The sequence below is a fragment of the Bailinhaonella thermotolerans genome (genome assembly GCF_003594875.1).
Classification (GTDB): domain Bacteria; phylum Actinomycetota; class Actinomycetes; order Streptosporangiales; family Streptosporangiaceae; genus Bailinhaonella; species Bailinhaonella thermotolerans.
The window spans coordinates 235,954-262,272 of sequence record NZ_QZEY01000001.1 but is presented as its reverse complement, the minus strand read 5'-3'; the positions used below and the strand labels follow the sequence as shown (position 1 = coordinate 262,272).

Genomic DNA, 26,319 nt, shown 5'->3' with positions numbered 1-26,319 from the left:
ACCACGATATGAGTACATCCGTCCCAAATATTGGACCAGTCGATCCCGGCGGGAGCGTCCGCGCCGGTCATCACGGTCTCGGCGTCGCCAGACCTGTCGCGACCTCACCGGCGCCTTCGACCTGACCGCCCCCACGATCTCCCACGACCTCAAGATCCTGCGCACCGCCGGCCTCATCGACGGCGAACGCCGCGGCACCTGGGTCTACTACCGCCTCATCCCCGAGCGGGTCGCCAAGATCGGCCGCCTCTTCATCCCGCTCACCGAACCCGCCGGGGTCTGGGGGCGCGCGGCGGCCGGCCCTCCGTGGCGCATCGCGCGCCGCCCGCGGAGGGGGTCAGCGGCCGACCAGGGGGCTCCGGCGCTCCAGGAGGATCACGTCGCGCCAGAGGCCGTGATGGCGGCCGATCCGTTCGCGCACCCCGACCTGGCGGAACCCGAGGGAGCGGTGCAGGGCCAGCCCGGCGGTGTTCTCTGGGAAGACGTACGCCTGGACGGTCCACACCCCGGCGGCCTCGGTCTCGGCGATGAAGCCGGCCAGCAGCGCCCGGCCGATGCCCAGGGCCTGGCAGCCCGGATGGACGTAGACGCCGTGCTCGACCACGCCCGCGCAGACCGGGCGCGAGGAGACGGGGGCGGCGGCCGCCCACGCCAGCACCTCCCCGCCGCCCGCGTCGGCGGCGACGAAGCTCAGCCGCGGCAGCCTGGCCGCGCGGAACCCTTCCCAGCTCGGCGGCACCGTCTCGAAGGCGGCCTGCCCGGTCTCCAGCCCGGCCCGATAGATCGCCAGCACCTGGTCCGCGTCGCCGTCCCGCATGGGCCGCATCAGCACGCCGGGCGCGATGGGCGTCCCGGCCGGCGCGCCCGCGCCGCCGCCCGTCATCCCGGGTCCCTCGCCGCCCCTCACCGCCTCGCCGACCTCTCACTCACACGCCGGCGCCACCGGCACCGGCTTGCCCATCACCACGTCGGCGGCGGTGGGGAAGCAGCTCACGCAGTTCTCGTTGATCCGGTACAGGCTCGACGTGCCCCGCCGTTCCACCAGCACGAACCGCACCTCCGCCAGGATCCGCAGGTGGTGCGAGACCGTGGACTGTCCCACCCCGGAGGCCGCCACGATCTCCCCGACGCTCATCGGCTCCCGCCTCCGCGCCAGCAACGACACGATCTGGATCCGCGTCGCGTCCGCCAGCGCCTTGAACCAGCTCGCGTACTCCTCGGCCGCCGCCCGGTCCAGCAGCTCCATGCTCACGTTCATCGAGAATCGACGATAGTCGATGAAGGCTGGGTACGCCAGAGGGGCCCGCGGCCCGCCGGGACACGCTCGGCCGGGACACGCTCGGCCGGGACACGCTCGGCCGGGACACGCTCGGCCGGGGCCTGCTCGGCCTCGGGACCCGCTCCGCCTCGGGTCCGCTCGGCCTCGGGTCCGCTCAGCCTCCGGGCCGGCGGCCGAAGTCGGTGGCGAGCCAGGCCGCCAGGTCCTCCGCCGGCCGGCCGCGGTCGCCGGACCCCGGTTCCCCCGCCTCCGGCTCCCGCACGCGGTCGAGGCGGAACACCCGCCAGTCGCCCGCGTCGAGGTCGTGCGCGAGCACGTACCAGCGTCCGCGGGCGTACACGCAGCGCACCGCCTCCACCCGGCGCCTGCTGAACGTCCCGTGCCGGTCGCGGTAGCCGAACCGCAGCACGAGGTCCCGCTCGGCCGCGCGGAGCAGCACCGCCAGCGTCGAGGGATCCACGCTCTCACGGTCGCCCCAGGCGTTCTCGCTGCCCGCCGCGGCGGTGTCCAGTACGGCCCGCAGCCGCCGGGGGAGCACCTGCGACAGCTTGGCCAGCGCCCGGTGCGCGGCGTCGCCTGCGAGGATCCCCTCGGCCATGCGCAGCGCCGCCACCAGGGCCACGACCTCGTCGTCCTGGAAGACCAGCGGCGGCATCCGGTGCCCCGGGCGCAGCGCGTAGTGCCCGCCGGGCCCGGGCCGGCTCTCGACGGCGTAACCGAGGCTCTGCAGGCGGGCCACGTCGCGGCGCACGGTGCGCGTGCTGACCTCCAGGCGCGCGGCGAGCTCTGCGGCCGGCCAGCTCGGCCGGGCGGCCAGCAACTCCAGCAGCCGCAGGGTCCGCCCGGCGGGGTCGCCGCCGGCGGGGGCGAAATCGGTCATGAGTCCAGTGTCGCCACAATCGCGGACGGGATCCGGCCGCATCCGCCCCCGCGCGGACGTCATGGAGATCGCCGACCCGCGCGACCGCCCTGCCGCCTCGCGGGCCGGGAGCCGGCTCGGCACGCCCTTCCCAATCGATGCAACCACGGTTACAGTGGCTGTGATCGCAGGGAGGTGGAGCGGTGGCCGGACTCGTCCTGTTCGTCTGCCCGCATGGGGCGGGCAAGAGCCGGATCGCGGCGGCGTGGTTCGCCGGCGCGGCGCCCGGGGGGTGGACGGCCACGACCGCCGGGCTGGAGCCGCAGGAGCGGGTCAGCGCCCACGCCCCGCGATTGCTCGCCGGGAGCGAGGTGGCGGACCTGCTGGACGTGGACCTGCCGCGGCCGCTGTCGGCGGTGGGCGAGGCGGCGCTCACGGTGGCGATCGACTGCCCGCCGGGCGCGGTCCCCGGGGCCGTGGAATGGCGGCTGGACGCCCGGGAGTTCGGCGAGGCGATGAACGCCGAGCTGCGCGAACGTGCCCGGCGGCTGGCCCGGGAGCTGAGCGCGTGATCGAGTGGGTGCTGCTGGCCTACCGGATCCCGCGCACGCCCTCCAGCCCCCGGATCGCGGTGTGGCGCAAGCTGGAACGGCTCGGCGTGGCGCGGCTGGGCGACGGCCTGGTGGCGCTGCCCGCCGACGCGCGGACGCGGGAGCAGTTCGACTGGATCGCCGAGGAGATCGGCGAAGCCGGGGGGACCGCCACGATCTGGGTGGCGACCGCGGGCGGCGCGGCGCAGGAACAGGCGGTCGCGCAGGCCATGCGGCAGGCCCGCGCCGAGGAGTACCGCGCCGTCATCGCCCAGGCCGAGGCCGCCGCCGGGGGAGGCGAGGGGGAGCGCAGGCGCACGGCCAAACGGCTCCAGGCCGAGCTGCGCCGCATCGACCGCCGCGACTTCTTCCCGCCGGAGGAGCGGGAGGCCGCCCGCCGCGCGGTGCGGGCGCTCAGCCGTACGGCGGGCGCCGGGACCGGCGGCACCACCTGGGGCGGACACACGACAGGGGACGGAGACCCGGCCGGAGGCGACCACACGGCCGGGCGCGGCGGGCGGGGGACGGACGGCGAACGGGCCACGGCGGCGTCCGCGGCCGGGGAGGAGACGCGATGAGGTGGGCCACCCGCAGGAACGTGCACATCGACCGGGCGGCCTGCGCCTGGCTGATCCGGCGGCACATCGACCCCGCGGCCGAGTTCGTCTTCGTCGACGATCCCGGCGACGTCCCCGCGGACGCGACGCCGTTCGACATGCGCGGCGCGGAGCTGTCGCACCACGGCCCGGACTGCAGCTTCGAGACGATCCTGCGCCGGTACGAGCTGACCGACCCGGTGCTGTGGAAGATCGCCGAGATCGTCCACGAGGCGGACGTGGACGACGAGCGCTACGACGCGCCCGAGGCGCGCGGGCTCGACGTGATCCTGCGCGGCCTGTCCATGACCTGCGACGACGATCGCGTGCTGGAGCTGGCCGGCCCGCTCTTCGACGGGCTGCACGAGTACTTCCGCCGCGCCTTCACGCTCGGCCGTCCCCCCGCCTGACCTCGCCCACGCCCGATCACGCCGACCGGGCACCCCCTCGGCCCCCGGAGCCCCCCATGACCGCCCCCGCCCACGAGCAGGCCCGCGACCTGGTGCCGTTCGGCCAGGCCGTACGTGCCTGGTTCCTCATCTCGCTGCAGACCTTCGGCGGCCCCGCCGGGCAGATCGCCGTCATGCAGCGCACCCTGGTGGAGGAACGGCGCTGGATCGGCCAGCGGCGCTTCAACCACGCGCTCAACTACTGCATGCTGCTGCCCGGCCCCGAGGCCCAGCAGCTCGCGATCTACATCGGCTGGCTGCTGAACGGCACCCGCGGGGGACTGGTCGCCGGCGTGCTGTTCGTGCTGCCGGGGATGGCCGCACTGCTCGCGCTGTCGGCCGTCTACGTCGCCTTCGGCGACACCGCCGCCGTGACCGGGCTGTTCGCCGGGCTGGCCCCCGCCGTGCTGGCGATCGTGGCCCAGGCGGTCATCCGCGTCGCCCGCCGCTCGCTGACCCGCCCGGCCCTCATCGCCCTGGCGGTGGCGGCGTTCGCCGCGCTCGCCCTGTTCGCGGTGCCGTTCCCCGTCGTCATCGCGGTGGCGGCGCCGGCCGGGTGGCTGCTGCACCGCCACCGTCCCGGCGCGCTGGGCGGCCGGGAGGGGAACGGCGACGGCGGCCCGGCCCCGGTGATCCCCGACGACGCCCTCCACCACGCGCCGCCCGGCGCCCGCCACACGCTGAAGGTGCTCGCCGCCGGGCTGCTGGCGTGGGCGGTGCCGCTCGTCGCGGTCGTGCTCGCCACCGGAACCGGCAGCACCCTGACCGCGCAGGGGCTGTTCTTCTCCGGCACCGCCCTGGTCACCTTCGGCGGGGCCTACGCGGTGCTGGCGTTCGTCGCCCAGCGCGCCGTCGAGACGTACGGCTGGCTGACGCCGGGGGAGATGGTCCGGGGCCTGGCCCTGGCCGAGACGACCCCGGGCCCGCTCATCATGGTCGTGCAGTTCGTCGCGTTCCTCGGCGCCTACCGCGACCCCGGCACGCTGGCCCCCTGGGCCGCCGCCGTGCTCGGGGCGCTGCTGACCACGTGGGTGACCTTCGTGCCCTGCTTCCTGTTCATCTTCCTCGGCGCCCCCCACGTCGAGCGGCTGCGCGGCAACCCCGCCATCTCCGCCGCCCTGACCGGCATCACCGCCGCCGTCGTCGGAGTCATCGCGAACCTCGCCCTCTACTTCACCCTGCACACCCTGTTCGCCCGGACGGCCGAACGCTCCTGGGGGCCGTTCACCACGGTCGTCCCGGACCCGTCGAGCCTGAGCCCGGCCGCGCTGGCCATCACCGGCGTGGCGCTGCTGCTGACGTTCCGCCTCGGCTGGCCCATCCTGCGGACCCTCGCCCTGTGCGCCGCCCTCGGCCTGGCCACCGCCCTCATCCCCGGCTAGCCGCTCCTCCGGCGGGCGCGAGCCACGCCGCCACAGGGACCGGATGAGCATCCCGGCCGTGGCGTTACCGGGCGGGGGGTTCGGGGCCGGCCGCCGGGGTGCCGCCGAACGGCAGCGGGCAGCGCGGCTCGCGGGCGCAGGCGGCCAGGTCGTCGCACCCCGCCGCCAGGGCCTGCCGCAGTGTCTCCGCGATCGCGGACAGCTCGGCGATCCGGGCCTCGACGTCGCCCAGCTTGGCCCGCGTGCGCTCCCGCAACCCCGCGCGCCGGCCGCCGCGCCGCCGCGCGCCGCCCGCCAGGATCCCGGCCACCTCCTCCAGCGTGAACCCGAGCCGCTGCGCCGCCTTGATCATCTGGAGCCGGGTCACCGTCTCGGCCGGATAGAGCCGATGCCCGCCGGGCGTGCGGCCGGGCGAGGGCAGCAGGCCGCGCCGCTCGTAGTACCGCAGCGTCTGCGGGTTCACCCCCGCCGCGGCGGCGACCTGCCCGCTGCGGAGCCCGCTCACGCCGGCCCGCCCGCGGCCCGTACGGCCAGAGCGTCCAGCACCGGTGTGTGCGCGGCGGGGACGCCGATCTCCAGGGACACGCGGCCCGCTCCCGCCGTCAGCACGAACGTGAAGAACGAGCAGCACCGGGTCTCGCGCGCCACCAGCTCGGCCGCCCGCCCCGCCGTACCGGGCGCGGGATCGAGATCCAGCCGGAGCCGGTCCGGCCCGATCCGCTCGGCTCCGCGCACCGCCCGGGCGAACAGCGCGTCGAACTCCGCCTCGCGCGAGGGCCGCTCCGCCGCCGGCAGCGCGCACGCTCCCGCCGCCCAGCCGCCCGTCATCTCCTCAAGCTCCATGCCCCGACGCTAAACCCGTACCCCGGTACCGGATGCAACCCCGCCCCGCGTTCCCCGGCGCGAGGCGGCGCGTCCGCCCGGGCAGGCCGCCGACCGCCCCCGTCAGATGCTCAGGTCGGGTTTGGCGTAGACGGTGCCGGCGCCGATGTCGGTCGTGAAGTTGCCGAGCACGGCGTTGTCTCCCGCCGTGTAGATGACGCCGCCGTTCAGGGTGACCAGGCCGCTGTCGTTCAGCGTCACGGTGGAGCGCGCGATCACCACCTGGGCGTCCTTGTCGGAGTAGACGCCGATGCGGTTGTTGGCCACGGTCGTGCCGGTGAGGGTCAGCATGGCGCGCGGGCTCCCGGTGTACCCCCGCAGATAGACGCCGATCCCGTAGTCGGTCACCAGGCTGTCGGAGACCGCCATCCTCGTGCTCGCGTTCACCTGGATGCCGTTCGTGTTGTTCCCGCCGTCCCCGTGCAGGCGGCATCGCTCGAGGGACACGCGCGTCACCTCGCCCGCCTGGGCGGACGCCTCGATCGCGGCGCGGTTGTCCCTGAGGACCGTGTCGACGACCGTGACCGTGCCCCGGTAGACGGTGATCCCCGCCGTGGGAGCGCCGTCGGGCCGCGAGCCGAAGCCGCTGATCGTGCAGCGCTCGATCCGCACCCTTCCCGAGGACACCTTGACGCCCTTGGAGGCGCCCGCGCCCGTCCCGCGCACGGAGAGGCCGCGCAGGGCCACGACCCCGGCCGCCCCGGCATCGACGTAGATGGCGCCCTCATAGAAGCCGGACGTCCCGAGGACCTCCGCGTGGACGCCCTCGGCGATCACCGAGAGGCTTTTGTCCACCCGGAAGTCCTGATATTCCCCGCTGTCGAGCACGACGACGGTGCCGCCCGCCTCGACCAACTGCACCGCGCGGGCGATCTCCCGCACCGGGGCGGCCATGGTCCCCGCGTTGGTGTCCTTGCCGCTTTTCGCCGATACCACGATCACCCGCGTCGCCTACCCCGCGATGAGCCCGTAAACACGGGCACCGGCCCGCCACGAAACGCGGCCAGTCCGCGTAAACCTCAATCCCAACCGCACACGGCGAGGATCGTCATCACCTCGGCGGCCCACCCGCCGGCCGGGGCCGCCGGCTACCGGGGCGGATCGACCAGGGCCTGGTAGACCAATTGACGGAGTTGGCCGAGGACGGGGCGGACGGTGGAGGGGATGATCTGGGAGAGGAAGATGACCGTCAGGTCCTCAGCCGGGTCCACCCAGAACATGGTGCTGGCCGCGCCGCCCCAGTTGTACTCGCCGTCGGAGGCCAGACTCTTCTGCTTGACGGCGTCCTGGACGACCGCGAAGCCGAGACCGAAGCCGACGCCGCTGTTGGAGATCTCCGAGAAGATCGGCCGCCCGAACTCCTCCAGGTCGGCGCCGCCGGGCAGGTGGTTGCGCGTCATGTATTCGACGGTGCGCGAGCCGAGGACGCGGGCCCCCTCGAACTCCCCGCCACGCAGAAGCATCTGGGTGAACCGGTGGTAGTCGGCCGCGGTCGAGATCAGCCCGTGGCCGCCGGACAGCAGCGCGGGCCGGGCCGGGGGAGGCGGGATCGGCACCATCTGGCCGTCCCGCGCCTGGCCGTACAGTGTTGCCATGCGGGTGGGGTCGACGGGCTCGAACCCAGAGTCGCGCATCCCGAGCGGCGCGAAGATCCGTTCGGCGAGGAACCGGTCGAGCGGCATCCCGGAGATGACCTCGATGAGCCGGCCGAGCACGTCGGTGGCGACCGAATAGTTCCACCGCGACCCCGGCTCGAACAACAGCGGCAGCCCGGCCCACCGCCGGACGCACTCGGCCAGATCCAGGCCGGCCGGGTACGGCCCGTCCAGACCCGCCGCGCGGTACATCTCATCCACCACGCTCTCGTGGTAGAACTCGTAGGTCAGGCCCGCCGTGTGGGTGAGCAGGTGCCAGACCCGGATCGGCTCGGCGGCGGGCCGGGTGGCCGGTGCGGCGGCGGGCCCGCCCTGGTAGACCCGCATGTCCGCGAACTCCGGCAGGTACATGGCCACCGGGTCGGTGAGCAGGAGCCGTCCCTCCTCGTACAGCGTCATCAGCGCCACCGATGTGACCGGCTTCGACATGGAGTAGATCCGGAACAGGGTGTCCGGCTCGACGGGAAGCCCGGCCGCGACATCACGGTGACCACAGGCCGACAGGTGCGCGATTTCTCCTCTCCTGCTGATCAGTATCAGCCAGCCGGGCCACCGGCCGTCCTCCACGCCTTTCGCGAAGTAGCCGTCGATCCTGGCCAGCCGGGCCGGATCGAACCCCACCTCCACGGGGTCGCACGTCAGGGACATCGCACTCATCGACAACCTCCGTCGTCCTTCGGTTCTGATGGGGAGCGGGCCGGGCGGGGCCGGCCTTTCCGGGCTAGCGGCGGCCCCGGAAGGTGCGGCGCAGGTCGTCGACCCACTCGGCGGGGATCTCCCAGGGGATGAAGTGGCCCCCGTGGTCGTGGGCGGTGAGGTTGACCAGGTTGTACCAGGACGCCCGGTCGGTGGCGAGGAAGTCCTCGACGCGGCGGTCGGTGGTGACCCCGGGAGGGTTCTCGTGGCCGACGAAGGTGATGCCGGTGGGCGCCTCGACGGCCGGCCGGCGGGGATGGGACGGGGTCCAAGGGTAGCGGTTGTTGTTGGCGTAGGTGCGGATCGAGGTGCCGATCGAGTTGGTGACCCAGAAGATCATGGCGTGGGTGAGCAGGTCGTCCTTGGTGAAGACGGTCTCGATGTCGCCGCCGTTGTCGCTCCACTTCATCCAGCGCTCCAGGATCCAGGCCAGCATCCCGGCGGGGGAGTCGGTCAGCCCGTAGGAGAGCGTGCTCGGGGCGAGCATGTGCGCGGCCAGGTGGACGGCGAAGCGCCGGTCCAGCTCGACGATCCGGGCGTGGACGTCGGCGGGAAGGCCGTCGGGGATGGGCCGGCCGCCGGCGAAGTCCCAGGCCCGCTCGCCGTTGAACATGGTGAGCTTCTGGCCCGAGCCGATGTGGACGGCGTGCAGCTCGCCGGCGTACTTGTGGCCGAGCTGGCCGGTGACCAGGGCGCCCACGTCGCAGCCCGCCGCGCCGTACCTCTCGAACCCCAGGACCTCGGTCATGAGGGTGTGCCACAGGTCGGCGACCTTCCAGAAGTTCATGTCCGGGCGCCCGCGGAGCGGGCTGGAGAAGCCGAACCCGGGGAAGGAGGGGACGATCACCTCGAACGCCTCGGCCGGGTCGCCGCCGTGGGCCCCCGGGTCGGCCAGCGGCTCGACGACCTTGGACCAGTGCCAGAACGTCCACGGCCAGCCGTGCGTGAGGATGAGCGGCGTCGGGGCGGGACCGTTCCCGGGCCTGCGCATGAAGTGGATCGGCACGCCGTCGATCTCGACGCGGTAGTGCTCGTAGGCGTTGATCGCGGCCTCGGCCGCGCGCCAGTCGTAGCCGTCGCGCCAGTACTCCACGAGTTCCTGGAGGTAGGCGCGGCGGACGCCGTAGTAGCCGTCCTCGTTGCCGGCGTCGTCGGGCCAGCGGGTCAGCTCCAGGCGCCGCCGCAGGTCGGCCAGCACTTCGTCGGGGACGTGGATGGGGGCCGGCTCCGGGGCCGTCATGATCGCTTCTCCTGTTCCAGTTGCCGGTCGAGCTCCACCAGGCGCCGCAGGGCCGGCAGGGCGGCCACGATGGGGGCCCACTCCTCCGGGGTGAGGCGGCCAGTGAGTTCCGTGAGATGCGCGATGCGGTCGGCGCGGCGTCCCTCCACGATGGCCCGGCCGGCCGGGGTGATGTGGACGAGCACCGCGCGGCTGTCGGAGGGGTCGGGGCGGCGTTCCACCAGGCCCTCGTGCTGCAGCTTGGTCACCATCTGGGTGATGGCCGGCTGCGAGACCTGCTCGCCGGCGGCGAGCGCGGTGAGCCGCTGGGGGCCTCGACCGGCCAGGGTGTGCAGCACGGACAGGGTCGTGAAGCTCAGCCGCTGCACCTTCGGCAGCCGGATGAACATCCGGGTGAACTCCTCCAGCGTCGAGGTGAGCTCGGCGACGCTCACCTCGCCCGCCTGAGGCCGGGGCCGGGGCTCGGTCATCGCGCGGACCGGTCCCCGCGCCCGGCCCGTGCTCGAACGCGTCGCATCTGCATAAGCAACTTATATAAGGAACTTAAGCGCCCTGTCCACTCCGGCCCTGCCTACAGCCGCCGCAGCGACTCCATGGCGTCCCCCTCGATGCGGGAGAGGTCCCCGAGGAGGGCGGCCGCCCGCTTGAGAGGGGCCGGGTCCCCGCTCTCCCCGGCCTCGGCGATCAGGGCGGCCACGCCGGCCCACAGGGTGGCGGCCTCGGCGTACAGGGCGTGGGCGGCGCGCAGGCCCGCGTGGCCGGTCACCTGGGCGGATTCGGCTAGGAAGTCGCGGTAGAGCGCGCGGAACAGGGAGCCGCCGGTCCCGGCCCTCTCCATCAGGAGGGCGGCCCGCGGCAGGTCCCGCCGCGGGTCGGCGGCGCGCTCCAGCCGGCCGGGCAGCAGCCGGGCGGCCTTGGCGATGCCGCGGTGCCCCAGGTTCGCGATGGGGGCGGACAGGAAGGCCTCGGCGCAGTCCCTGATGGCGGGGACGATCCGCTCCCGCCAGCGGGGCGGGCGCCCGGCCAGGGTGAGGGTGAAGGAGCGGTTCCTCGCGGTCATCGGGCCGCGCTCGGCCCGCGCCTTCGCCAGGGCGGCCCGGCTGGTGCGCACCGCCCCGCCCTGCGGCCCGGTGTCCACCAGGTAGGCGTCGTGCTCGTCGTAGCCGTACATGGCCACGACGTGCCCGCCGAAGTGCACCCTGGTCTGGAAGTACTCCAGGTGGTAGCAGTCGAGCTGGAGCCCGACCGGGCGCCCCGCGTCGACGGCGGCGGCCGCGTTCTCCCACGCCTTGCGCGCCGAGGCGGTCTCCGCGACGTCCAGGGTCAGCCCCAGCCTGGCGGCCAGGTTCCTGGTGAGCTCGAACGGCTTGACGCGCCCGCCGAGGAAGGGGAGCGGCATCCCCCTGCCGTCCCAGTAGACGAACGACAGCCCCGACCCCAGCCCGAACAGCATGGGCTCGGACAGGTCGAGCCCCTCATGCCGCAGCAGCACCCCCAGCGCCGTGGTCTCGCAGTGGTGCGTCCCGCGCGGCTCGACGCCCTCGACGATCGCCATCCGTCCCTCTCCTCGCAACCGGCCGATCATCCCGTACGGCGGCCCGCCGCGCGGCCCCGGTCCCGCCACGGCGACCGGGCCGCCCCGGCCCGCCTCCGGGGAACAGCGTGGGGCCTCCCACGGAGGGAGAGTCCAGCCGGTTGACCAACCGGACTGCGGTCCGGTAACTTCGCGGACATATGCGGACCGTGGTCCGTATTCGGGATTTCGCCACAGGAGGTGGGGCAATGCTCAAGAAGCTGATCCTGGCCGGGCTGGCCGCTTCGCTGGCCGTGACGCTCGGCGGGGCGGGGAGTTCGCTCGCCGAGACCAAGCCGGGCCGGGGCTCGGACCCGGTGATCTACCACTCCCACAAGGAGAAGGGTTCACCGTGCGAGGGGCTGGCCGGATGCACGTTCGTCCAGTTGAAGGGCGACCCGAAGACCGGAGCGTCGGAGGCCGTGTTCACGCTCAAGGCCGGCACGCCCTTCTCGCCGCACTGGCACACCAGCCCCGAGCACGTCGTCGGGGTCTCCGGGGTCATGCTGTGGCACGTGGAGGGGCGCAAGACGTACCGGGTCGGCGCCGGTGACTACCTGTACTACCCGTCGAAGGCGGTGCACTGGGGCAAGTGCGCCCCGGGCGCCGACTGCGTCTACTACGTGTACGACTCCAAGCCCTACGACTTCCACCCCGCCGAGCGCTGAGCCGCCCCGGCCCCTCCTCCCGAGCCGGCGCGGCGCGCCCGTGCCGTACGGCATCGCCCGCGGGGCGGGAGCCGTACGGCACGGGCGCGGCGGCCGGGTGCGCGAGAGGGGTCAGGGGAGCGGGTTGGCCATGAAGAAGCTCCACATCCGGTTGCGGATGTCGTCGTCGAGGGCGCCCTGGGGCCAGCCGTGGCCGGCGTCGTAGACGCGCCACAGGATCCGGGTGCCGGCGGCGCACTCCCAGCGCTGGGCGACCAGGACGCCCGCGGGCCGGGCCTCGCCGACCGGCTGCGGGGGACAGGAGTCGCGCGGGCGCCACAGGTCGCGGTGGTCACGGGTGGCGACGTGGGCGTCGCTCTTGGCCTCGCTGCCCGCGAAGAACGCGAACGACACGGGCCGCCCCGCCGGGCAGTCCCAGGCCAGCAGCGGCCACTGGCCGTCGTAGACGCCGAACGAGGCGAACATGTTCCGCGCGGCGCACGCCATCCGCCCGGTCATCATGCCGCCCATGGAGTGCCCCTCCATGTGGACGCGGCGGGGGTTGACGCACCAGGTCCCGGCGACGTTCCTGACCACGTTGCGCAGGTACTCGATGTCGTCGGCGGCAGGCCACGACCACCACGCCCAGCCGGGCGGGGCCGGGGTCGTGCCGCGCGGGTAGACCACGATGAACTTCTTCTGCTTGGCGAACGCCGACCAGCCGGTCATCTTCTCGTGGCTGACCGGGGTGCCCGCGCCGCCGTGCACCGCGACCAGCAGGGGCGCGGGGCCCGTGAGGCCGGGCGGGACGTAGACGCGGTAGAACCGGCCGCCCGGCATCGGGCGCGAGACGGCGAGATCGCCCCCGGTGGGCTGCGTCGAGCAGGCGGCGGCCGGCTCGGCGAGCGTCACGTCCAGCGGATCCGGGGTGGCCGCGGCGGGCTGATCGGGCGGAACGGGCCCGTTGTTCTCCACGGGCACCGAGCCGCCCGGCGCGGGGACGGAGCCCGGCGCCGGGGCGGCGCTGGTCGCCGGGGCGGTGCTGGTCGCCTGTGCCGAGGCGCTCGTCGCCGGGGCGGAGCCGCCCGGGGCCGGGTCGGCGCCGGGTGAGGCGTCGGCTCGCGCGGTGGCCATCGGACCGGAGAGCACGAGGGCGAGGGCGCAGACTCCCGTCGCCACGCGGGTGAAGGACAGGGATTTTCGCATGGACCTTCCTCAACTCCTCGGCGGGCCGCGACCGCGGAACGCCGGCTTGCGGACGGTGCGTGCCGTTCAATCCGCCCGAACGCCCCCGAAGCGAATCCCCTCACGCTACGAACCCGCCCGGCCCCGCCACATCTGCCTTCCCGCGTATTTCCTCCCGGTGACCAGGAGTGATCACCGCCCGCCTCAAGCCCCGCCGCCCCCGAAGCGCCCGCGCCCGTGGGCGGGCGGGTGCGAGCCGTACGTCCGGGACGAGGGGCGGGCGGGTCAGCCGGTGCGGCGCGCGCGGAGGAGGACCAGGCGGCCGAGGGCCATGGCGGTCAGGCCCATCAGGAGGGAGACGACGCCGCCGCCCAGGCCGTTGCCGGTGCCGAGGCCGCCGTCGGCGGTGACGATCACCAGGCCGCCGATGACGGCGCCCCCCAGGCCGGCGGCCAGGGCGGTGAAGGCGCCCCGGCGGCCCGGGCCCGAGCCGAGGCGGCCGGTGGAGCGGGCGAGGGCCAGGCCGCCGCTGACCAGGCCGGTCAGCGCGAGCAGCGCGCCCACGATGGCGGCGAGGCGGCCGGCGCTCAGCGTGTAGGCGTCGGCGGCCGGCGCGGCCGCGGCGTACGCGGCCGAGGCGTGCGCGGCCGCCGGCGCGGCCAGCGCGATCCCTCCGGCCAGGGCGGACACGACGACGGCGGGCAGGCGACGGGTGGACATGGGGTTCTCCTTCTGCTCCGGTGAGCCGGTCTTCTCCGGCGAGCCGATGCCGCCGATCCTGTCCCGCGGGCCTGCCCCGGGTCGTCCGCCCCACGGGGGCGATCGGCGGTGCCGCCGGCGCCGTAGCGGGCTGCCGCGGACGCGGTAGGAGCCGCGGAGGTACCGCGTCCGCGGTAGACGGCGGATCAGCCGGGCGCCGGATCCGGCCGCCCGGGACGTCCGGCTAGGGTTCCGGCATGAGGAGGGGATGGAGCGGCGCCGCGGACTGGGCGATCGCCGTGGGCGTGGCGGCGGCGCTGCTGGCCGCCGGGCTCTCTGGGGACCGCCCGGCCGCGGGCGCGGCCCCGCTGGGGTACGCGCTGCTGGCCGCCGGCGGCCTGGCGCTGGCCGCCCGCCGCCGGGCGCCGGTCGCCGTGCTGGCCGTGACCGGCGCGTGCGCCGTCGGATACCAGGTGGCGGGGTTCGACGTGCCCGTCGTCGCGTACCTGTTCGCGGTGTACGCCGCGGTGCGCGCGGGCCATCGCGCCGCCGCCGTCGCCGGATCGGTGATCATGCTGGTGGCACTCCCGCTCGCGGCCCTCGCGCCGCCCCAGGGCCTGTCCCCGGGCGACGCGCTCGCCCGGTCCCGGGGCGCGCTGGAGATCGCCTGGCTGGTCGCCGCGGGCGCGGCCGGCGAAGCCCTCCGCCAGGCCGAACGGCGGGCGGACGAGGCCGAGCGCACCCGGGAGGAGACCGCGCGCCGCCGCGCCGACGAGGAGCGCCTGCACATCGCGCGGGAACTGCACGACTCGCTCACCCACCAGATCTCCGTCATCAAGGTGCAGGCCGAGGTCGCCGTCCACCTGGCCCGGCGGCGCGGCGAGCAGGTGCCCGAGGCGCTGCTGGCCATCCGCGAGGCGGGCCGGGAGGCCGCCCGGGAGCTGCGCGCGACCCTGGAGGCGCTGCGGCAGGACGGCCAGAGCCCGCCCCACGGCCTCGACCACGTCCCGGAACTGGTGGAACGCGCCCGTACCGCCGGCCTCGACGCCGACCTGACGATCGAGGGCCCCCGGCGCGACGTCCCGGCCGCCGTGGACCGGACGGCGTACCGGATCGTCCAGGAGTCGCTGACCAACGTCGCCCGCCACGCCGCCGCCACCGCCGCGTCGGTCCGCATCGACTACCGGCCCGGCTCGCTGGTCATCCGGGTCGACGACGACGGCACGGCCGCGCCGGGCACGACCCCCGGCCACGGCGTCGGCCTGCTCGGGATGCGCGAGCGCGTCACCGCCCTCGGCGGGCGCCTGCACGCGGCGCCGCGCGGGGAGGGCGGATTCTCCGTGCGGGCCGAACTCCCCCTGGAGCCCGCGCCGTGATCCGCGTCCTGCTGGTGGACGACCAGCCGCTCATCCGCAGCGGGTTCCGCGCGCTGCTCGACGCCGAGGACGGCATCGAGGTGGTGGCCGAGGCCGCCGACGGGCGCGAGGGCCTGGCCCTGGCCAGGGAGCACCGGCCCGACATCGCGCTCATCGACGTCCAGATGCCGGTGATGGACGGCATCGAGGCGACGCGCCGCATCGCCGCCGACCCCGCCCTGGCCGGGGTGCGCGTCGTCATCCTGACCAACTACGGCCTGGACGAGTACGTCTTCGACGCGCTGCGCGCCGGCGCGGCCGGATTCCTGGTCAAGGACATCCAGCCGGAGGACTTCCTGCACGCCGTGCGCGTCGCCGCGCGGGGCGACGCCCTGCTCGCGCCGTCGATCACCCGCCGCCTGATCCACAGGTTCGTCACCCAGCCGCTCACCACCGGCTCTCCCGCCGCGCTGGAGGAGCTGACCAACCGCGAACGCGAGGCCGTGGCCCTGGTCGCGCGGGGCCTGTCCAACGACCAGATCGCCGACCGCATGCTGATCACCCCCATGACCGCCAAGACCCACGTCAACCGCGCCATGGCCAAACTCCGCGCCCGCGACCGCGCCCAGCTCGTCGTCCTCGCCTACGAGTCCGGCCTCGTGACCCCGCCCGGCCCCTGACACCCCGCCGGACGCCCTCCCTGGCGTACGACGGGGTGGACCACCGTGGTCGCCGCGGATCCCGCGGCGCGCCCGGCGGGCGGTCAACGGCAGTGCCAGTCCGGGACGTGGACGGCGATCAGCCGTGCCCCGCCGATCACCGCGCCCTCACCGGTCCGCTGGGTGATGTCGATGGTGTGCACCTCGCCCGGGTCGCCGTCGCACTCCAGGACGAACACGACCGGCGTCAGCTCCCCGGGCCTGATCCGCACCCGGGTGGGATCGCCGCACTGCTCGCGCTCCTCGCATGCCGGGTTCACGGTGCGGATGGTGAACTCGGCGTCGTGCTCGGCGGGGCGCAGCTCCGCGGGCTCAGGCATGTTGCGCAGGACCAGGCGGCCGCCCTGGGCCAGCCAGGTCCGCTCGAGCGGCTCCGTCTGGCACAGCGCGGGCACGGGGTCGGGCCTGGGCTCCCCGTCGACCAGGTCGACGAAGTCCCGCATGAGGAGGTGTTCCCGCTCCAGGCGGCCGAGGCACTCGCCCCGGTCGAGTTCGCGGGCCCGGACCCTGAACTCGTCCGGCTCCGCCCCCGGGTTGGCCAGCCGGAAGGCGAACGGGGCCAGCCGCAGCGTCTTGGTGATGACGGTGACGTTCTTCCAGCCGTGGTGGCGGTTGTTGATCACATCGAGCCGCCCGCCGGTCAGCCGCGCGCCCTCCGGGCCGGGCGGGCTCTCGACGTAGACGTTCGCCCCGACGCACAGGTGCCCCTCGCGGGGGTTCGGGCCGTTGATCAGGTCCGCGTTGGTCGGGCGCCACACCACGTGCATCGTGCCGGGCGAGGACTTGGTCACCGCCGTGCCGACGGTGGCCGTGCGGCCGTTGGCCCCGCCGGAGCTGGACTGCGCCGCGTCGGGCCCGATGAACCCCGCGGTGTAGTCGCATACCCAGGTCTGCACCTTGACGCCGGTGTACGGCTCGGTGCTCGTGCTGTCCACCCGCACGTGCACCCAGTTGTCCACCCCGACCTGGGCGGAGGGGATGCTGTTGCCGGCGGTGTCGGTGAGCCAGATCGAGGGCGAGGCCCAGAACGCGGCCCCGGCCGGGATGACGTCGGTGCCGTCGTCGCCGTCGGCGTACTTGACGTAGAGGTTTCCGGGCTCCTTGGGCATGGTGAGCTCCTTTCAGGACATGTGGGCGAGTGAGCCGAATACGGGTGAGGGGATGACGTGCCCGATCTGGAAGCGGATCAGGGGGTGAGGCACGTGAGCTGGAAGCAGGTGAGCTGGACCGCGCTGTCGGGACCGGTCGGCGCGCTGTCGAGCTCGGCGGTCAGGTAGTAGCGGTAGTTGTCGTTGTCGACCTTGGCCCTGTCCCCGCTCGTCACCGCGTTGGAGGTGTCGAACGGGCCGTTGCCCAGCGTCAGCCCGACGATGAGCTCCTGCGCCGAGCCCGCGGCGAGGTTCTGCCGGTAGACGTTGACGAACAGGTTCCCGCCCTTCTTGCGCCCGCAGGCCCGCAGCTCGGTGATGGTCGCCCGGTGGGGCAGGGAGAGCGACATCATGCCGCTGGCGGCGCTGGAGCCGATCGGCTTCGACACCGCGCCGGACACGTGCTCCCACGGATCCGTCAGCGTGATCAGGGCGGGCGTCAGGGTGAACTTCACCGGCCGGGGCGCGGGGAGCTGGAGGGCTTCGTTCACCTTGGCGATGACCTGGGACAGCGTGGCGAACTCGGCCTCCAGCGCGTGGAAGCGGGCGTTGAAGCCGTTGTCGCCGGCCGCCCGGACCCGGTCGACGTTGTCGATCCAGTCCTTGTGCCGGAAGGCGGGTGTGTAGTTCACGCTCATCGTGGTCCCCTCCTCGGGACGTCATCGGTCAACAGGGGTGTGGTCACTGGTCGAGCCCGTACGTCCAGCCGGGCGGGCGCGGGCCCCGGGCGCGGAAGTCGGGGTAGACGTACGGCGGGAACGCGTCGAGCAGACCGCTCGCCAGCTCCAGCACATGCGCCCGGACGCTGCCCGTGTCGATCTCCACGCCGACCGGGCACAGATGGTTGAGCACGTTCATCGCCAGGTCGTACTGGTCCTTGGCGACCACGAACCGGCCGCCCGCGGCCTCGATGGCCCGCAGGGTCTCGGACGGCTCCACCCGGAAGGTGTACGGCGGCGTGGCGCCGGTGTGCCGCAGGGCGGCCCGGACCTGCACGGGCCCCGCCCGCACGCCGAGCACCGTCGTCCGCGGCCGGGTCGCCGCCGTCAGCTCGGCCCGCGCCCCGCCGGTCACCCGTGTCGACCACACCAGCCGTTCGCCCAGGCCGGTGCCGAGCGGCCAGGAGGCGAGCAGCGCGCCGCCGCCGCCCGCGTCCAGCACGTCGACGCCGTCACCCGCGTCCGCGCTCGCGGCGACGTACCCGCGTACGGCGTCCGCGGCGACGGCGGCGGCCCCTGGCAGCGACACCGAGGCGGGCAGCCCGGGCAGGGCGTGCCCGCTCCCGTCGGCCCTGCGCAGGTGCACCCGCCCGCCGGCCGGGTCCACGACGTACAGCAGGGCGCCGGCGGGGTCGAGGGCGAGCGCGGACGGCGCGCCCCCGGCGTCGGTGAAGGTGGCCTGGACCGACGCGGTCGCGAGGCCGACGACCTGGAGCGCGCCGGGCACGGTGACATAGGCGCGGGCGCTCCCCACGGCCAGACCGCGCGGGGCGCCGGCCAGGGTGACCGTCTGGGCGGCGGTGAAGCCCGGCAGGGCGACCGCGCGCAGCCGGCCGTCGGCGGTCGCGGCCCACAGGCGGGCGCCGCCGGGCTCGCAGCGCACCGCGATCACGGGCGAGCCGAGGTCGAGCGAGCGGGTCACGGTCCGTGCCACGGGATCGACCTCGACGAGCGCGCCGGAGCGCAGCCCCGCGTAGGCGCGTGCGGCCGACGGGTGGTGGGCCACGTCGGCGGGCGCGGCCGGCAGGGCGATCCGCCCGGCGACCGCCCGGTCGCCGGTGGTGATCACGGTGAGCGTGGTGTCCCCGGTGTCGGCGACCACCAGCCGGGCGCCGTCCGGCGCGGCCGCGATCGCCCCCGGTTCCAGACCGGCCTTGACGCAGGCGGCCACGGCGCCGGTGGCCGGGTCGAGCGCCGAGACGCTGCCGGTGCCGCCGTTGACCGTCCACACCAGGCCGGCCGCGAGCGTGACGGCCCGGGGCGCGGCCCGGGCGATCTGGACGACGGCCGCTCCGCCCTCGTCCACCGTGGCCGGGCCCCGCACCGGGGCGGCCGGCCCGGATTCCTGGAACAGCGACAGCGCGGACCCGTCGTTGGCGACCCGGCTGAACCCGGCGGCGTGGGCCAGCGCGCCGAGGCGGGCGAGCGAGGCCGTCGAGGTGCCCCGCGCCAGCGTCACCGCGCGACCGGCCGCGGCGGGCCCGGCGGCGCCGGGGTCCCAGGCGGCGAGGAGCTGCGGATCGCCCGGCGGGAGCAGCGCGGCGAGCGCCTCCAGCCGGGCGGCCAGGGCCGGGTGGACGCGGCGGGTCTCCGGTGGGCCGCCCGCCGGGCGGGCGTACCGGCCCGGGGCGTCGACCAGGTACACGGGGTGGACGCGCTCGTCGGCGCGCAGCGGGCCGGGCGCGGGCGGGCGGAGCCGGCCGGACGCGGCGATCGATTCGCCCGCGGCGAGCTCGGCGAGGCCGATCCGCAGCGGACGCGACGCGCGGAACGCGCGCCCGCGGTCGCGGACCTGCGCCTCGGCGGTCACCCGGCCGGGCAGCTCGGCGCGGATCAGCACGTCGCGGCGGTCCACGCTCCCGGCGGCGGACGCCCGCCCCGGCCCGCACGGCACCAGCGACCAGCGCACCTCGGCCCCGGGCGGCGGCGCCGGTTCCAGCCGCAGCGCGAGGGACTGCCCGGTGAGCAGGTCGAAGCCGTTCTCGGGGGTGGCCGTGCCGCCGGCCCCGCCGACGATCTCGAAGGAGGCGGTGGAGCGCACCGCGGCGTACACCTGCCCGGGTTCGCCGGCCTGCCCGGGCCGGTGCGCGACGAAGGCGAAGCCCGCCAGGACGGCCTGGGCCGCGAGCCGCTCCGGCGCCAGCGCGGAGTGGGTCAGCACCAGCGCGCGGCCGGCGGCCCGCGAGTCCGGCGCGGCCGGGTCGTAGCCGCCCCGCACCCGCAGCCGTCCGGCGACCCCGGCGGCCCCGAGCGCGTCGAGCAGTCCCCGCAGCGCCCCGCGGGTGCCGACCCGCATGAGCCGGGGGTTCGCCCCGCCCGAGGGGGCGTCGAAGTCGGCCCGCGGGTCGTCGAAGGCGACCAGCAGCGCCGGCGCGAAGGACTCGTCGGGCTCGGTGAGGACGTCGGCCTCGGCGAGCCCCCTGCGGCCCGTGTCGTCGATCGTGGATCCGGCGGGCACCTCCACGGGCCGCACGGTCAGCAGGTGGGCGGACTGCAGGAGCGCCGCGTCGGCGTCGGTCACCACGAACGGGTCGGCGACGGGGTCGGGCCGCCCGATCACCCGCACCGGCCCGACCACCTCGTTCAGCAGGGACTGCACCCCGAGCCTGGTCGGCAGCGCCCAGCGGCGGAAGATGCGCAGCCGCGCCCGGTACGACGCGTCGGACTCGCCCAGCGCCGGGTGGAAGGCGGTGCGCGGGGCCGCCGACAGGCGCACCTCGTCGACGATCCCGGCGAAGGCGTGCGCGGGATCGGCGCCCGCGCGCCCGATCCGGAAGGGCTCGGTGTTGGCGAGCGGCCCCTTGAGCGGGGGGTCGGCGGAGAGCGAGGCGCGCGCCACCGTCTCGCCGTCGAGGAGCAGCCGCACCTGCCGGGCGGGCCGGTCCACCACCGCGGCGACGTGCGTGAAACGGGCCGTGGGCAGGCTCCGGTCGGCGTACAGGTCGCGCGAGGCCGTGCCGTCGCCGATCCGCAGCCGCACGTTGCGGGCGATCCCCCGGCCGAACTCGCCGACGCTCAGGGCCCAGCCGGGCCGCGCGGGGTCGGACGGGTCGGCGTGCTTGGACAGCAGCGCGCCCTCGCCGGTGGACGGGTCGGGTTTGACGAAGCACTCGGCGGTGAGGCTCGCGCCGGCGCCGGTGGACAGCGCCGGGGCGTGCGGCACGAGGATCTCGGCGCCGGGGGCGGCCAGGCGCATGCCGCCGCCGAACCGGCCGGGGGCGCCCGCGAGCACCCCGGCGCCCGCGACGCCGTCGTGACCGGCGCCGCCGCCCAGGTACAGCGGCCACAGGTCCCGCACCGGGGCGCCCTGGGCGTCGTCCAGGTGGTACAGCGCGAGGGTGCCGTCCTCGTGCCCGTACGGCCTGCCCGGGAAGCGCGCGACACCGAGGTCGTACCCGATCCGGTCCAGCGTGGTCCCGGACGCCCGCTCGCTGCACCGCACGGCCCGGCGGATGTCGGCCCCGTACCGGTCCAGCACGTCCGCCTCCGCCCCGGCCACCCACAGCAGCCGGGCGAGGTTGCCGAGCAGCGCGGTCAGCCGCCACGTCTCCGGCGCCGGCCCGGCCGCCGGCGCGCCGCTCACCGAGCGCAGCACGGCATGGGCCGCGTGCTCGGGCGGCAGCACGAGGGCGAAGGACGTCCCGGACACGGTGCCGGCCGGGACCTCCACCGTCACCGCGCGGGCGTCCGCGGACGGCGGGACCTCGTAGCCGACGGTGAGCGTGGTCGCGGCCCGCACGTCCGCCACCGCCGTCAGGACGTACGTCGGCACGGGCCGCGCGCCGAACCGGGCCTGATGCTCGGCGAAGTCGTGGGGCATGACCTCCGCGCCCCCGCCGGACGCCTTGAGGGTCAGCTCCAGGGTGTCGGCGCCGCGGGCGAAGGGGACGGTGAGGTCGCCGGTCATCCGGGCGAGCGAGGCCGTCATCGGGACGCGACCTCCAGGTCGAGCAGGACCGAGTCGACGGAGAACACCGCGATCTCCGTGGGCCCCATGGCGAGGTTCTCGCCCGGCCCGGCCTCGACGACGTCGGCGGCGAACGGGACCGTGCCGAGCGTGATCCGGCCGAAGGCCGGCGGGCAGCGCCGCAACCGCAGATCCTGCACGTCGCCGATCCCCGGCTGCTCCATCAGCGTGCGCATGACCCGACTGAACAGCACGTCGCCGCCCAGCGTGAGGGTGCCGAGCTCGGCCGCGAGCCGCTCGGTGAGCGTCCCGGCCAGCACCTGGGCGTCGTATCCCGGCAGCGTGACCAGCCGGGCCCGGAGGCCGACCTCGATGTGGTCGGCCTCCACCACCTGCGGATGGATGCCGACCGGCCGGACCCGGCCGATGGCCTCGGTGACCCGCTCGAACAGGCCGGTGACCAGGCCCGGGGGCTCGGTCCGCCACGGCAGGTAGAAGTCGTGGGCGACCACGACGCTGAAGAAGTACGGCTCGCCGAGGCGCCGCTCGTCGCTGAACAGCCGCTGGTCGAACGGGAACGCGCCGAAGTACCCCTGCGAGACGTCGACCCCGCCGAGCGGATCGGACAGCAGCACGTCGATCACGCCCGGCACGGACAGGGCGGCCTGGCGCACGGCCTCCGGGGTCCACATGGTGCGGGAACGGCCGAGCAGCCGGCCCCGGTAGGTCTCGTCGTCCTCCCGGCGCTCGCCGCCGGTGAACTCCCGGTTGGCGACGGCGAAGGACGTCGGCGGGGCGACGTTCAGGTAGTGGGCCTGGTAGTCCGGGTCGATCCCGACCAGCTCGCCGGGGAGGGCGTTGCCGTCCGCGCCCGCGGCGAACGCCCGCGCGCCCACCGTGGCGGTGTCCGCGAGTGCGCTGAGCCGTACGGGCGCCGTGGTGTGGAAGGCGCGCACCGGGGCCGCCGTGACCAGGACCGTGCCCTCGGGGAGCACGTACTCCCGGTCCGGCGCCGGATCGCGGACCGTGATGGTCACCTCTCCCGAGGCGTGGAGGTGGGCGCGCGGTACGCCGACGTCCTCGCCGAGCCGGTCCAGGTCCTGGCCGGACGCGGTGGACTGGAAGCCCGCGTAGTAGAGGTCCTCCAGCCTGCGCCACTGCCGCGCGTGCTCGGCGCTGGTGACCTGGATGATCTTCATGAGGGGGCTGGTCTCCGACAGGTCGACGTCCGGGCCGAAGGCCGCCCGGGCGCGGGCGGCGGCCTCGGCCAGCAGCGTGCCGAACTCCTTGCGGACGAATCCCGAGGCGGTGACGCCGTACTCGGCCATCAGACCTCCACCCCGAACGGGAGGGTGTGCTGACCGCCGTCGGCGGCCACGATGGTCACCTCGAAGCGCCAGAGGCGGCGCCCGGCGCCCGGCGGCGGATCGAGTACGGCGATGTCGCGGATCTCGCGCACCCTCCGGTCGGTGGCCAGGGTGCGGACCAGGCTGAGCCGCAGCAGGTCCTGCGCCTGACGCACGCTCGCGGCCCGCGTGAAGACGTCCCTGACGTCGAGGCCGTAGGTGGTGGCGAACCGGTCGCCGCCCAGCGGGGTCAGGACGCGCAGGGTCAGGGCCTGCGCCAGATTGGGCAGCCCGCTGATCCGCGCCGGCCGCCCGTCCTCGAAGACGAGGTCGCCGTCCCGCAGCTCCAGGCTGTGCCCGAGGCCCGTGGGGGTCGCCATGTGGTCCTCCTGATCGTCGTTCATGTCGCGCTCAGAGACGTCTGGCCGGGGTCCAGCACGGTCAGGACGCCGGGCGGGTTGCCGTTGGTCAGGCCGGTCACGGTCGCGAGGAGCGCCGGACGGCCCCCGACGCGGAGCGTCACCGAGGCGCCCCCGGTGACCGAGGCGACGAGGGTGCAGGGCACGAAGCCCGGTCCCGTCTGGCCGCAGTTCGTGATCGGCTTCCCCTCCAGGTCGCCCCGGGCCAGCACCGCCGCGCCCGCGACGAGGGCCGTGCGCTGCCCCGGCTGGAGCCGCACGGTGCCGCCGTGGCCGCAGCCGATCGAGGCGCCGGTGGTCAGCACGGCCGGCATCAGGCCACCTCCACCGCGGTGCCGCGCAGGGTGATCTTCCCGTCGGCGAGGGTGATCGAGGCCGGGCCGCTCTTGAGCGTCAGCGGCCTGCCGCCGGCGTCCACGGTGACCGCCCCGTCGGTGGCGACGGTCACGGTCGTGCCGCTGTCGTGCTCGATGAGGAGCTTCCCGGCGAGGGCGTCGGGCACCTGGGGGCGCTCTCCGACGTCGGGCAGGAGCTTGTCCCCCACGGCGATCCGCAGCCCCCTGGCCTGCACGACCCGCCGGCCGGCCGCGTCGGTGAGGTCGTTGACGCCCTTGCCGGTGGGCAGGCCCTTCGGGTCGAGCCCGGTGGGAAGGCACAGCCACCAGTCGCCGGGCCGGTTCCTGGGCGGCGTGTGCTCCGGCTGGTCCGGCCACAGGAAGCCGGTGACCACGGCGTCGTTGACCAGGCCCCGGTTGTGCGCGAGGACCGCCCGCATGCCGGGGAACACCGGCACCATCAGGCCGCAGCGGTGGAACGCGAACGGCGACGCCAGCGGCCTCTCGTGCAGCCGCGGCTCCCGGTCGACCTCCGCCTCCACGCTCGGCGCGACCACATCGGCGGCGGGCGACTGACCGTAGTGCAGGTCGGCGAGGTGCCCGCCCGCCCCGTACTTGGCCACCTCGCCGACGTCGATCGCCGGATTCTCGCCGCGCACCGACTCCACGAGGTCGCGCATCCGCCTGCCCACGCCCTCGGCCCCGGTGCTGCGGGGCGCCCGCCGGCCCGGATCGGCGACGACCAGCAGCACCTCGCAGGTGTAGCCGCGGCGGCTGTGGAACAGGTGCCTGACCCGCTCGACCCGGAGCCGCCCCGGCGGGGCGTCCCGCGGGTCGTCGGGCACCACGACGGCGGTGCGCCCGGGACGGACCGCCGGATCTCCGAGCACGGTCAGCTCCAGGCTCGTGCGGGCCTTGCCGGAACCGCCGGGCAGCCGCACCCCGGCCGCGGCGGCCACGGCGCCGGCGGCGGCCCCCAGCGCGCCGCCCCCTCCGTCGGCCGGCGCGGGGGCCGGGACCAGGTCCTCGGGATCCTCCTGGACGTGGTCGAGCGACACGATGTTGTCCGCCGCCGTGAACCGCAGCGGCGTGCCCGCGTCGGCGGCCGCGCCCATCCGGATCACCCCGTCGCCGATCACCAGCGGCGCCTGCGCGACCTGGGCGATCTGCCGCAGCGCCTGCAGCCCGTCGCCCGCCCGCAGGCTGAAGTTCCTCGCCTCGGGCAGGCCGTCGGCCGAGGCCGTGACGGTGATCGGGCCGCCCTTGCTCGCCGCCGCGGCGACCGCCCGCACCGAAGCGGTCAGCGATCGGCCGCCGGGACGCCCCTCGCGCACCGCCGTACGCAGCAGCCGGTAGCCCGCGGCCTCCACGCCGCGCAGCTCGGTCACCAGGTCCCCGCCCGCGGTGACGCTGGTGCGCAGGCCGGTGAGCACGCCGCGCACCACCGCGTCCGAGCGGCCGCCCGGGTCGTCGAAGTAGCCGAGGGCGAGCGAGACCCCCACCGGATCCCGGCCCATCAGGGCGTCGGCGTGCCGGGTCTTGAGGGTCTCGGTGACCTCGGCCGGCAGGTTGGTCAGCTTCGCGCTGAAGGTGCTGGCCGCCGCCCCGGCCACCAGGTCCACCCTGATGTCGGCGTCCAGGACGTACTCCCCGCTGAAGACATCGTTGGACACCCGCAGCGGCAGCAGGCCGCCCGGACCGGCCTTCTCCACCTGGAGCTGGAACCAGATCACAAAGCCCATCGCACCGCCACCCCCGCCCGCACCTCGGATCCGTACGCCCCGGCGGCGCCCAGATTGCGCGGATCGACGACCATCGACAGGAAGACCAGGGAGAGCTCGGCGGCCTCCAGCTCCAGGTACGGCACGAGCTTGCGGCGCAGCACCACCTCGGGCGCGCCCGGCGACTCGCGGGTGACGCTCGCCACCATGAACGCGCCGTCCTCGGGCAGCACCAGCGGCCGCCCGCCGCGCAGCCGTTCCTCCTCGACCACGGTCACGGTGAGCGCGACGGTGTAGGTGGCGGCGCCCAGGGCGAGCCGGAAGGACTGCGGGAAGCCGTCGTCGGCGTCGACGGGCAGCCGCAGGTAGCGGGTGAGGTCGGGGGCCACGGCGCTCACCCGGCCAGCGGCGCGGTCGCCACGCGCGGCACGGGCGCGGCCGGCGGCGTCCCGGCGGACAGGGCCGTCCCGGCGGCCAGGGCGAGGTCGGCCGCCTCCCCGAGGGCCGCGGTCACGCTGGACCGCGGCACGTGCCGCAGGGTCAGGCTCGCGTCCAGCGTCTCGCGCCGGTTGACCGACTGGGTGAACCGCAGGTCGGTGATCTGCATGTCCAGGCTCACGGTCAGCCCGCACACCACCGGGATCCCGGTCACCGCGAGCAGCGGGGCGGCCGCCGCCACCAGCACCCGGGACACCAGGGCCAGCGCCTCCAGTTGCTTCTTGACCAGCAGCCGGCCGGGACCCGGCAGCAGCGCCTCGATCGCGATGGTCTTGGTGGTCGGCGCGATCGCCTGCGAGAAGCGGCTGCCCGCGATCCGCTCGATCTGATAGCCCTCGGTGATGCTGAGACTCTGCACGTACAGCAGCGGCACCGTGCCGATCAGCACCGGCGTGTTCCGCTCGGCCATCTGCCCTCCCT

28 protein-coding genes and 1 pseudogene are annotated in these 26,319 nt (G+C 75.2%); 8 read left to right on the top strand and 21 right to left on the bottom strand.

Annotation, left to right across the window (positions count from 1 at the left end; translation table 11 throughout):
- Positions 1–100 precede the first annotated feature (100 nt).
- Positions 101–280, top strand: a pseudogene (locus D5H75_RS42655) (ArsR/SmtB family transcription factor); the annotation flags it as partial.
- A 57-nt stretch (positions 281–337) separates the two neighbouring features.
- Here the strand turns inward: D5H75_RS42655 and D5H75_RS01220 are convergent.
- From D5H75_RS01220 to D5H75_RS01210, 3 genes are all read right to left on the bottom strand, one after another.
- A complete protein-coding gene (locus D5H75_RS01220; RefSeq protein ID WP_206781944.1) occupies positions 338–883 on the bottom strand; it encodes a GNAT family N-acetyltransferase in 546 nt (181 codons plus the stop codon).
- Positions 884–922: 39 nt separating this feature from the next.
- The gene (locus D5H75_RS01215) at positions 923–1,258 is read right to left on the bottom strand and encodes an ArsR/SmtB family transcription factor (protein WP_119924435.1); all 336 of its coding nucleotides are present in this window, start codon (positions 1,256–1,258) and stop codon (positions 923–925) included.
- 175 nt (positions 1,259–1,433) lie between these two features.
- Complete coding sequence (locus D5H75_RS01210; protein ID WP_202637715.1) at positions 1,434–2,159, bottom strand: helix-turn-helix transcriptional regulator; 726 nt, start codon at positions 2,157–2,159, stop codon at positions 1,434–1,436.
- Positions 2,160–2,341: 182 nt separating this feature from the next.
- Here D5H75_RS01210 and D5H75_RS01205 point away from each other — a divergent pair, with 182 nt between their 5' ends.
- Genes D5H75_RS01205 through chrA form a run of 4 tightly spaced genes read left to right on the top strand, consistent with a single transcriptional unit; the run spans position 2,342 to position 5,155 of the window.
- Positions 2,342–2,710: a hypothetical protein gene (locus tag D5H75_RS01205; protein ID WP_119924433.1), complete on the top strand. Its 369-nt coding sequence runs from the start codon at positions 2,342–2,344 to the stop codon at positions 2,708–2,710.
- Complete coding sequence (locus D5H75_RS01200; RefSeq protein WP_202637714.1) at positions 2,707–3,306, top strand: Chromate resistance protein ChrB; 600 nt, start codon at positions 2,707–2,709, stop codon at positions 3,304–3,306. The genes D5H75_RS01205 and D5H75_RS01200 overlap by 4 nt, the downstream gene beginning before the upstream one ends.
- On the top strand, positions 3,303–3,734 hold the full coding sequence (locus D5H75_RS01195) for a chromate resistance protein ChrB domain-containing protein (RefSeq protein ID WP_119924432.1): 432 nt from the start codon (positions 3,303–3,305) through the stop codon (positions 3,732–3,734). Before D5H75_RS01200 ends, D5H75_RS01195 begins: the two co-directional genes overlap by 4 nt.
- A 56-nt stretch (positions 3,735–3,790) precedes the next feature.
- Positions 3,791–5,155 carry a chromate efflux transporter gene (chrA, locus tag D5H75_RS01190; protein WP_119924431.1) on the top strand — a complete coding sequence of 455 codons (1,365 nt, stop codon included), beginning with the start codon at positions 3,791–3,793 and terminating at the stop codon, positions 5,153–5,155.
- 64 nt (positions 5,156–5,219) lie between these two features.
- Here the strand turns inward: chrA and D5H75_RS01185 are convergent, their stop codons facing one another.
- The 7 genes from D5H75_RS01185 to D5H75_RS01155 form a co-directional block, all read right to left on the bottom strand.
- Complete coding sequence (locus tag D5H75_RS01185) at positions 5,220–5,660, bottom strand: MerR family transcriptional regulator (RefSeq protein ID WP_119924430.1); 441 nt, start codon at positions 5,658–5,660, stop codon at positions 5,220–5,222.
- Positions 5,657–5,998 (bottom strand): hypothetical protein, encoded by a 342-nt coding sequence (locus D5H75_RS01180; protein ID WP_202637713.1) that lies wholly within the window; start codon positions 5,996–5,998, stop codon positions 5,657–5,659. Before D5H75_RS01180 ends, D5H75_RS01185 begins: the two co-directional genes overlap by 4 nt.
- A gap of 102 nt (positions 5,999–6,100) precedes the next feature.
- Positions 6,101–6,979 carry a right-handed parallel beta-helix repeat-containing protein gene (locus tag D5H75_RS01175; protein ID WP_147425029.1) on the bottom strand — a complete coding sequence of 293 codons (879 nt, stop codon included), beginning with the start codon at positions 6,977–6,979 and terminating at the stop codon, positions 6,101–6,103.
- Between the two features lie 146 nt (positions 6,980–7,125).
- Positions 7,126–8,349: a serine hydrolase domain-containing protein gene (locus D5H75_RS01170; RefSeq protein WP_119924428.1), complete on the bottom strand. Its 1,224-nt coding sequence runs from the start codon at positions 8,347–8,349 to the stop codon at positions 7,126–7,128.
- Between the two features lie 64 nt (positions 8,350–8,413).
- A complete protein-coding gene (locus tag D5H75_RS01165) occupies positions 8,414–9,628 on the bottom strand; it encodes an epoxide hydrolase family protein (protein WP_119924427.1) in 1,215 nt (404 codons plus the stop codon).
- Positions 9,625–10,098 (bottom strand): MarR family winged helix-turn-helix transcriptional regulator, encoded by a 474-nt coding sequence (locus tag D5H75_RS01160; protein ID WP_119924426.1) that lies wholly within the window; start codon positions 10,096–10,098, stop codon positions 9,625–9,627. Before D5H75_RS01160 ends, D5H75_RS01165 begins: the two co-directional genes overlap by 4 nt.
- A 101-nt stretch (positions 10,099–10,199) precedes the next feature.
- Entirely contained in the window at positions 10,200–11,183 is a 984-nt protein-coding gene (locus D5H75_RS01155) for a BtrH N-terminal domain-containing protein (protein WP_119924425.1), read from the bottom strand.
- 227 nt (positions 11,184–11,410) lie between these two features.
- Here D5H75_RS01155 and D5H75_RS01150 point away from each other — a divergent pair, with 227 nt between their 5' ends.
- The gene (locus D5H75_RS01150; RefSeq protein ID WP_202637712.1) at positions 11,411–11,869 is read left to right on the top strand and encodes a cupin domain-containing protein; all 459 of its coding nucleotides are present in this window, start codon (positions 11,411–11,413) and stop codon (positions 11,867–11,869) included.
- A gap of 111 nt (positions 11,870–11,980) precedes the next feature.
- On the opposite strand, the gene D5H75_RS01145 is transcribed toward D5H75_RS01150, so the two are convergent.
- Positions 11,981–13,054 (bottom strand): CE1 family esterase, encoded by a 1,074-nt coding sequence (locus D5H75_RS01145; protein WP_202637711.1) that lies wholly within the window; start codon positions 13,052–13,054, stop codon positions 11,981–11,983.
- Between the two features lie 264 nt (positions 13,055–13,318).
- Complete coding sequence (locus D5H75_RS01135) at positions 13,319–13,753, bottom strand: DUF6223 family protein (protein WP_119924421.1); 435 nt, start codon at positions 13,751–13,753, stop codon at positions 13,319–13,321.
- A 236-nt stretch (positions 13,754–13,989) separates the two neighbouring features.
- On the opposite strand from D5H75_RS01135, the gene D5H75_RS01130 reads away from it, so the two are divergent.
- Together D5H75_RS01130 and D5H75_RS01125 are read left to right on the top strand one after the other, a co-directional pair.
- Positions 13,990–15,108 carry a sensor histidine kinase gene (locus tag D5H75_RS01130; protein WP_119924420.1) on the top strand — a complete coding sequence of 373 codons (1,119 nt, stop codon included), beginning with the start codon at positions 13,990–13,992 and terminating at the stop codon, positions 15,106–15,108.
- A complete protein-coding gene (locus tag D5H75_RS01125; RefSeq protein ID WP_119924419.1) occupies positions 15,105–15,767 on the top strand; it encodes a response regulator in 663 nt (220 codons plus the stop codon). The genes D5H75_RS01130 and D5H75_RS01125 overlap by 4 nt, the downstream gene beginning before the upstream one ends.
- A gap of 83 nt (positions 15,768–15,850) precedes the next feature.
- On the opposite strand, the gene D5H75_RS01120 is transcribed toward D5H75_RS01125, so the two are convergent.
- The 9 genes from D5H75_RS01120 to D5H75_RS01080 form a co-directional block, all read right to left on the bottom strand.
- Positions 15,851–16,915: a hypothetical protein gene (locus D5H75_RS01120; protein WP_119924418.1), complete on the bottom strand. Its 1,065-nt coding sequence runs from the start codon at positions 16,913–16,915 to the stop codon at positions 15,851–15,853.
- Between the two features lie 77 nt (positions 16,916–16,992).
- Positions 16,993–17,592 carry a hypothetical protein gene (locus D5H75_RS01115; RefSeq protein WP_119924417.1) on the bottom strand — a complete coding sequence of 200 codons (600 nt, stop codon included), beginning with the start codon at positions 17,590–17,592 and terminating at the stop codon, positions 16,993–16,995.
- 43 nt (positions 17,593–17,635) lie between these two features.
- Positions 17,636–21,601, bottom strand: a complete 3,966-nt coding sequence (locus tag D5H75_RS01110; protein WP_119924416.1) for a LamG-like jellyroll fold domain-containing protein — start codon at positions 21,599–21,601, stop codon at positions 17,636–17,638.
- On the bottom strand, positions 21,598–22,908 hold the full coding sequence (locus tag D5H75_RS01105; protein WP_119924415.1) for a baseplate J/gp47 family protein: 1,311 nt from the start codon (positions 22,906–22,908) through the stop codon (positions 21,598–21,600). The genes D5H75_RS01110 and D5H75_RS01105 overlap by 4 nt, the downstream gene beginning before the upstream one ends.
- On the bottom strand, positions 22,908–23,330 hold the full coding sequence (locus tag D5H75_RS01100; RefSeq protein WP_119924414.1) for a hypothetical protein: 423 nt from the start codon (positions 23,328–23,330) through the stop codon (positions 22,908–22,910). Before D5H75_RS01100 ends, D5H75_RS01105 begins: the two co-directional genes overlap by 1 nt.
- Complete coding sequence (locus tag D5H75_RS01095) at positions 23,327–23,659, bottom strand: hypothetical protein (protein WP_119924413.1); 333 nt, start codon at positions 23,657–23,659, stop codon at positions 23,327–23,329. Before D5H75_RS01095 ends, D5H75_RS01100 begins: the two co-directional genes overlap by 4 nt.
- Positions 23,659–25,422, bottom strand: coding sequence for a hypothetical protein (locus D5H75_RS01090; RefSeq protein ID WP_147425028.1), 1,764 nt, complete (start codon positions 25,420–25,422; stop codon positions 23,659–23,661). The genes D5H75_RS01095 and D5H75_RS01090 overlap by 1 nt, the downstream gene beginning before the upstream one ends.
- Complete coding sequence (locus tag D5H75_RS01085) at positions 25,410–25,799, bottom strand: hypothetical protein (RefSeq protein WP_147425027.1); 390 nt, start codon at positions 25,797–25,799, stop codon at positions 25,410–25,412. The genes D5H75_RS01090 and D5H75_RS01085 overlap by 13 nt, the downstream gene beginning before the upstream one ends.
- Positions 25,796–26,308, bottom strand: a complete 513-nt coding sequence (locus tag D5H75_RS01080) for a hypothetical protein (protein WP_119924410.1) — start codon at positions 26,306–26,308, stop codon at positions 25,796–25,798. The genes D5H75_RS01085 and D5H75_RS01080 overlap by 4 nt, the downstream gene beginning before the upstream one ends.
- Between the last annotated feature and the right edge of the window lie 11 nt (positions 26,309–26,319).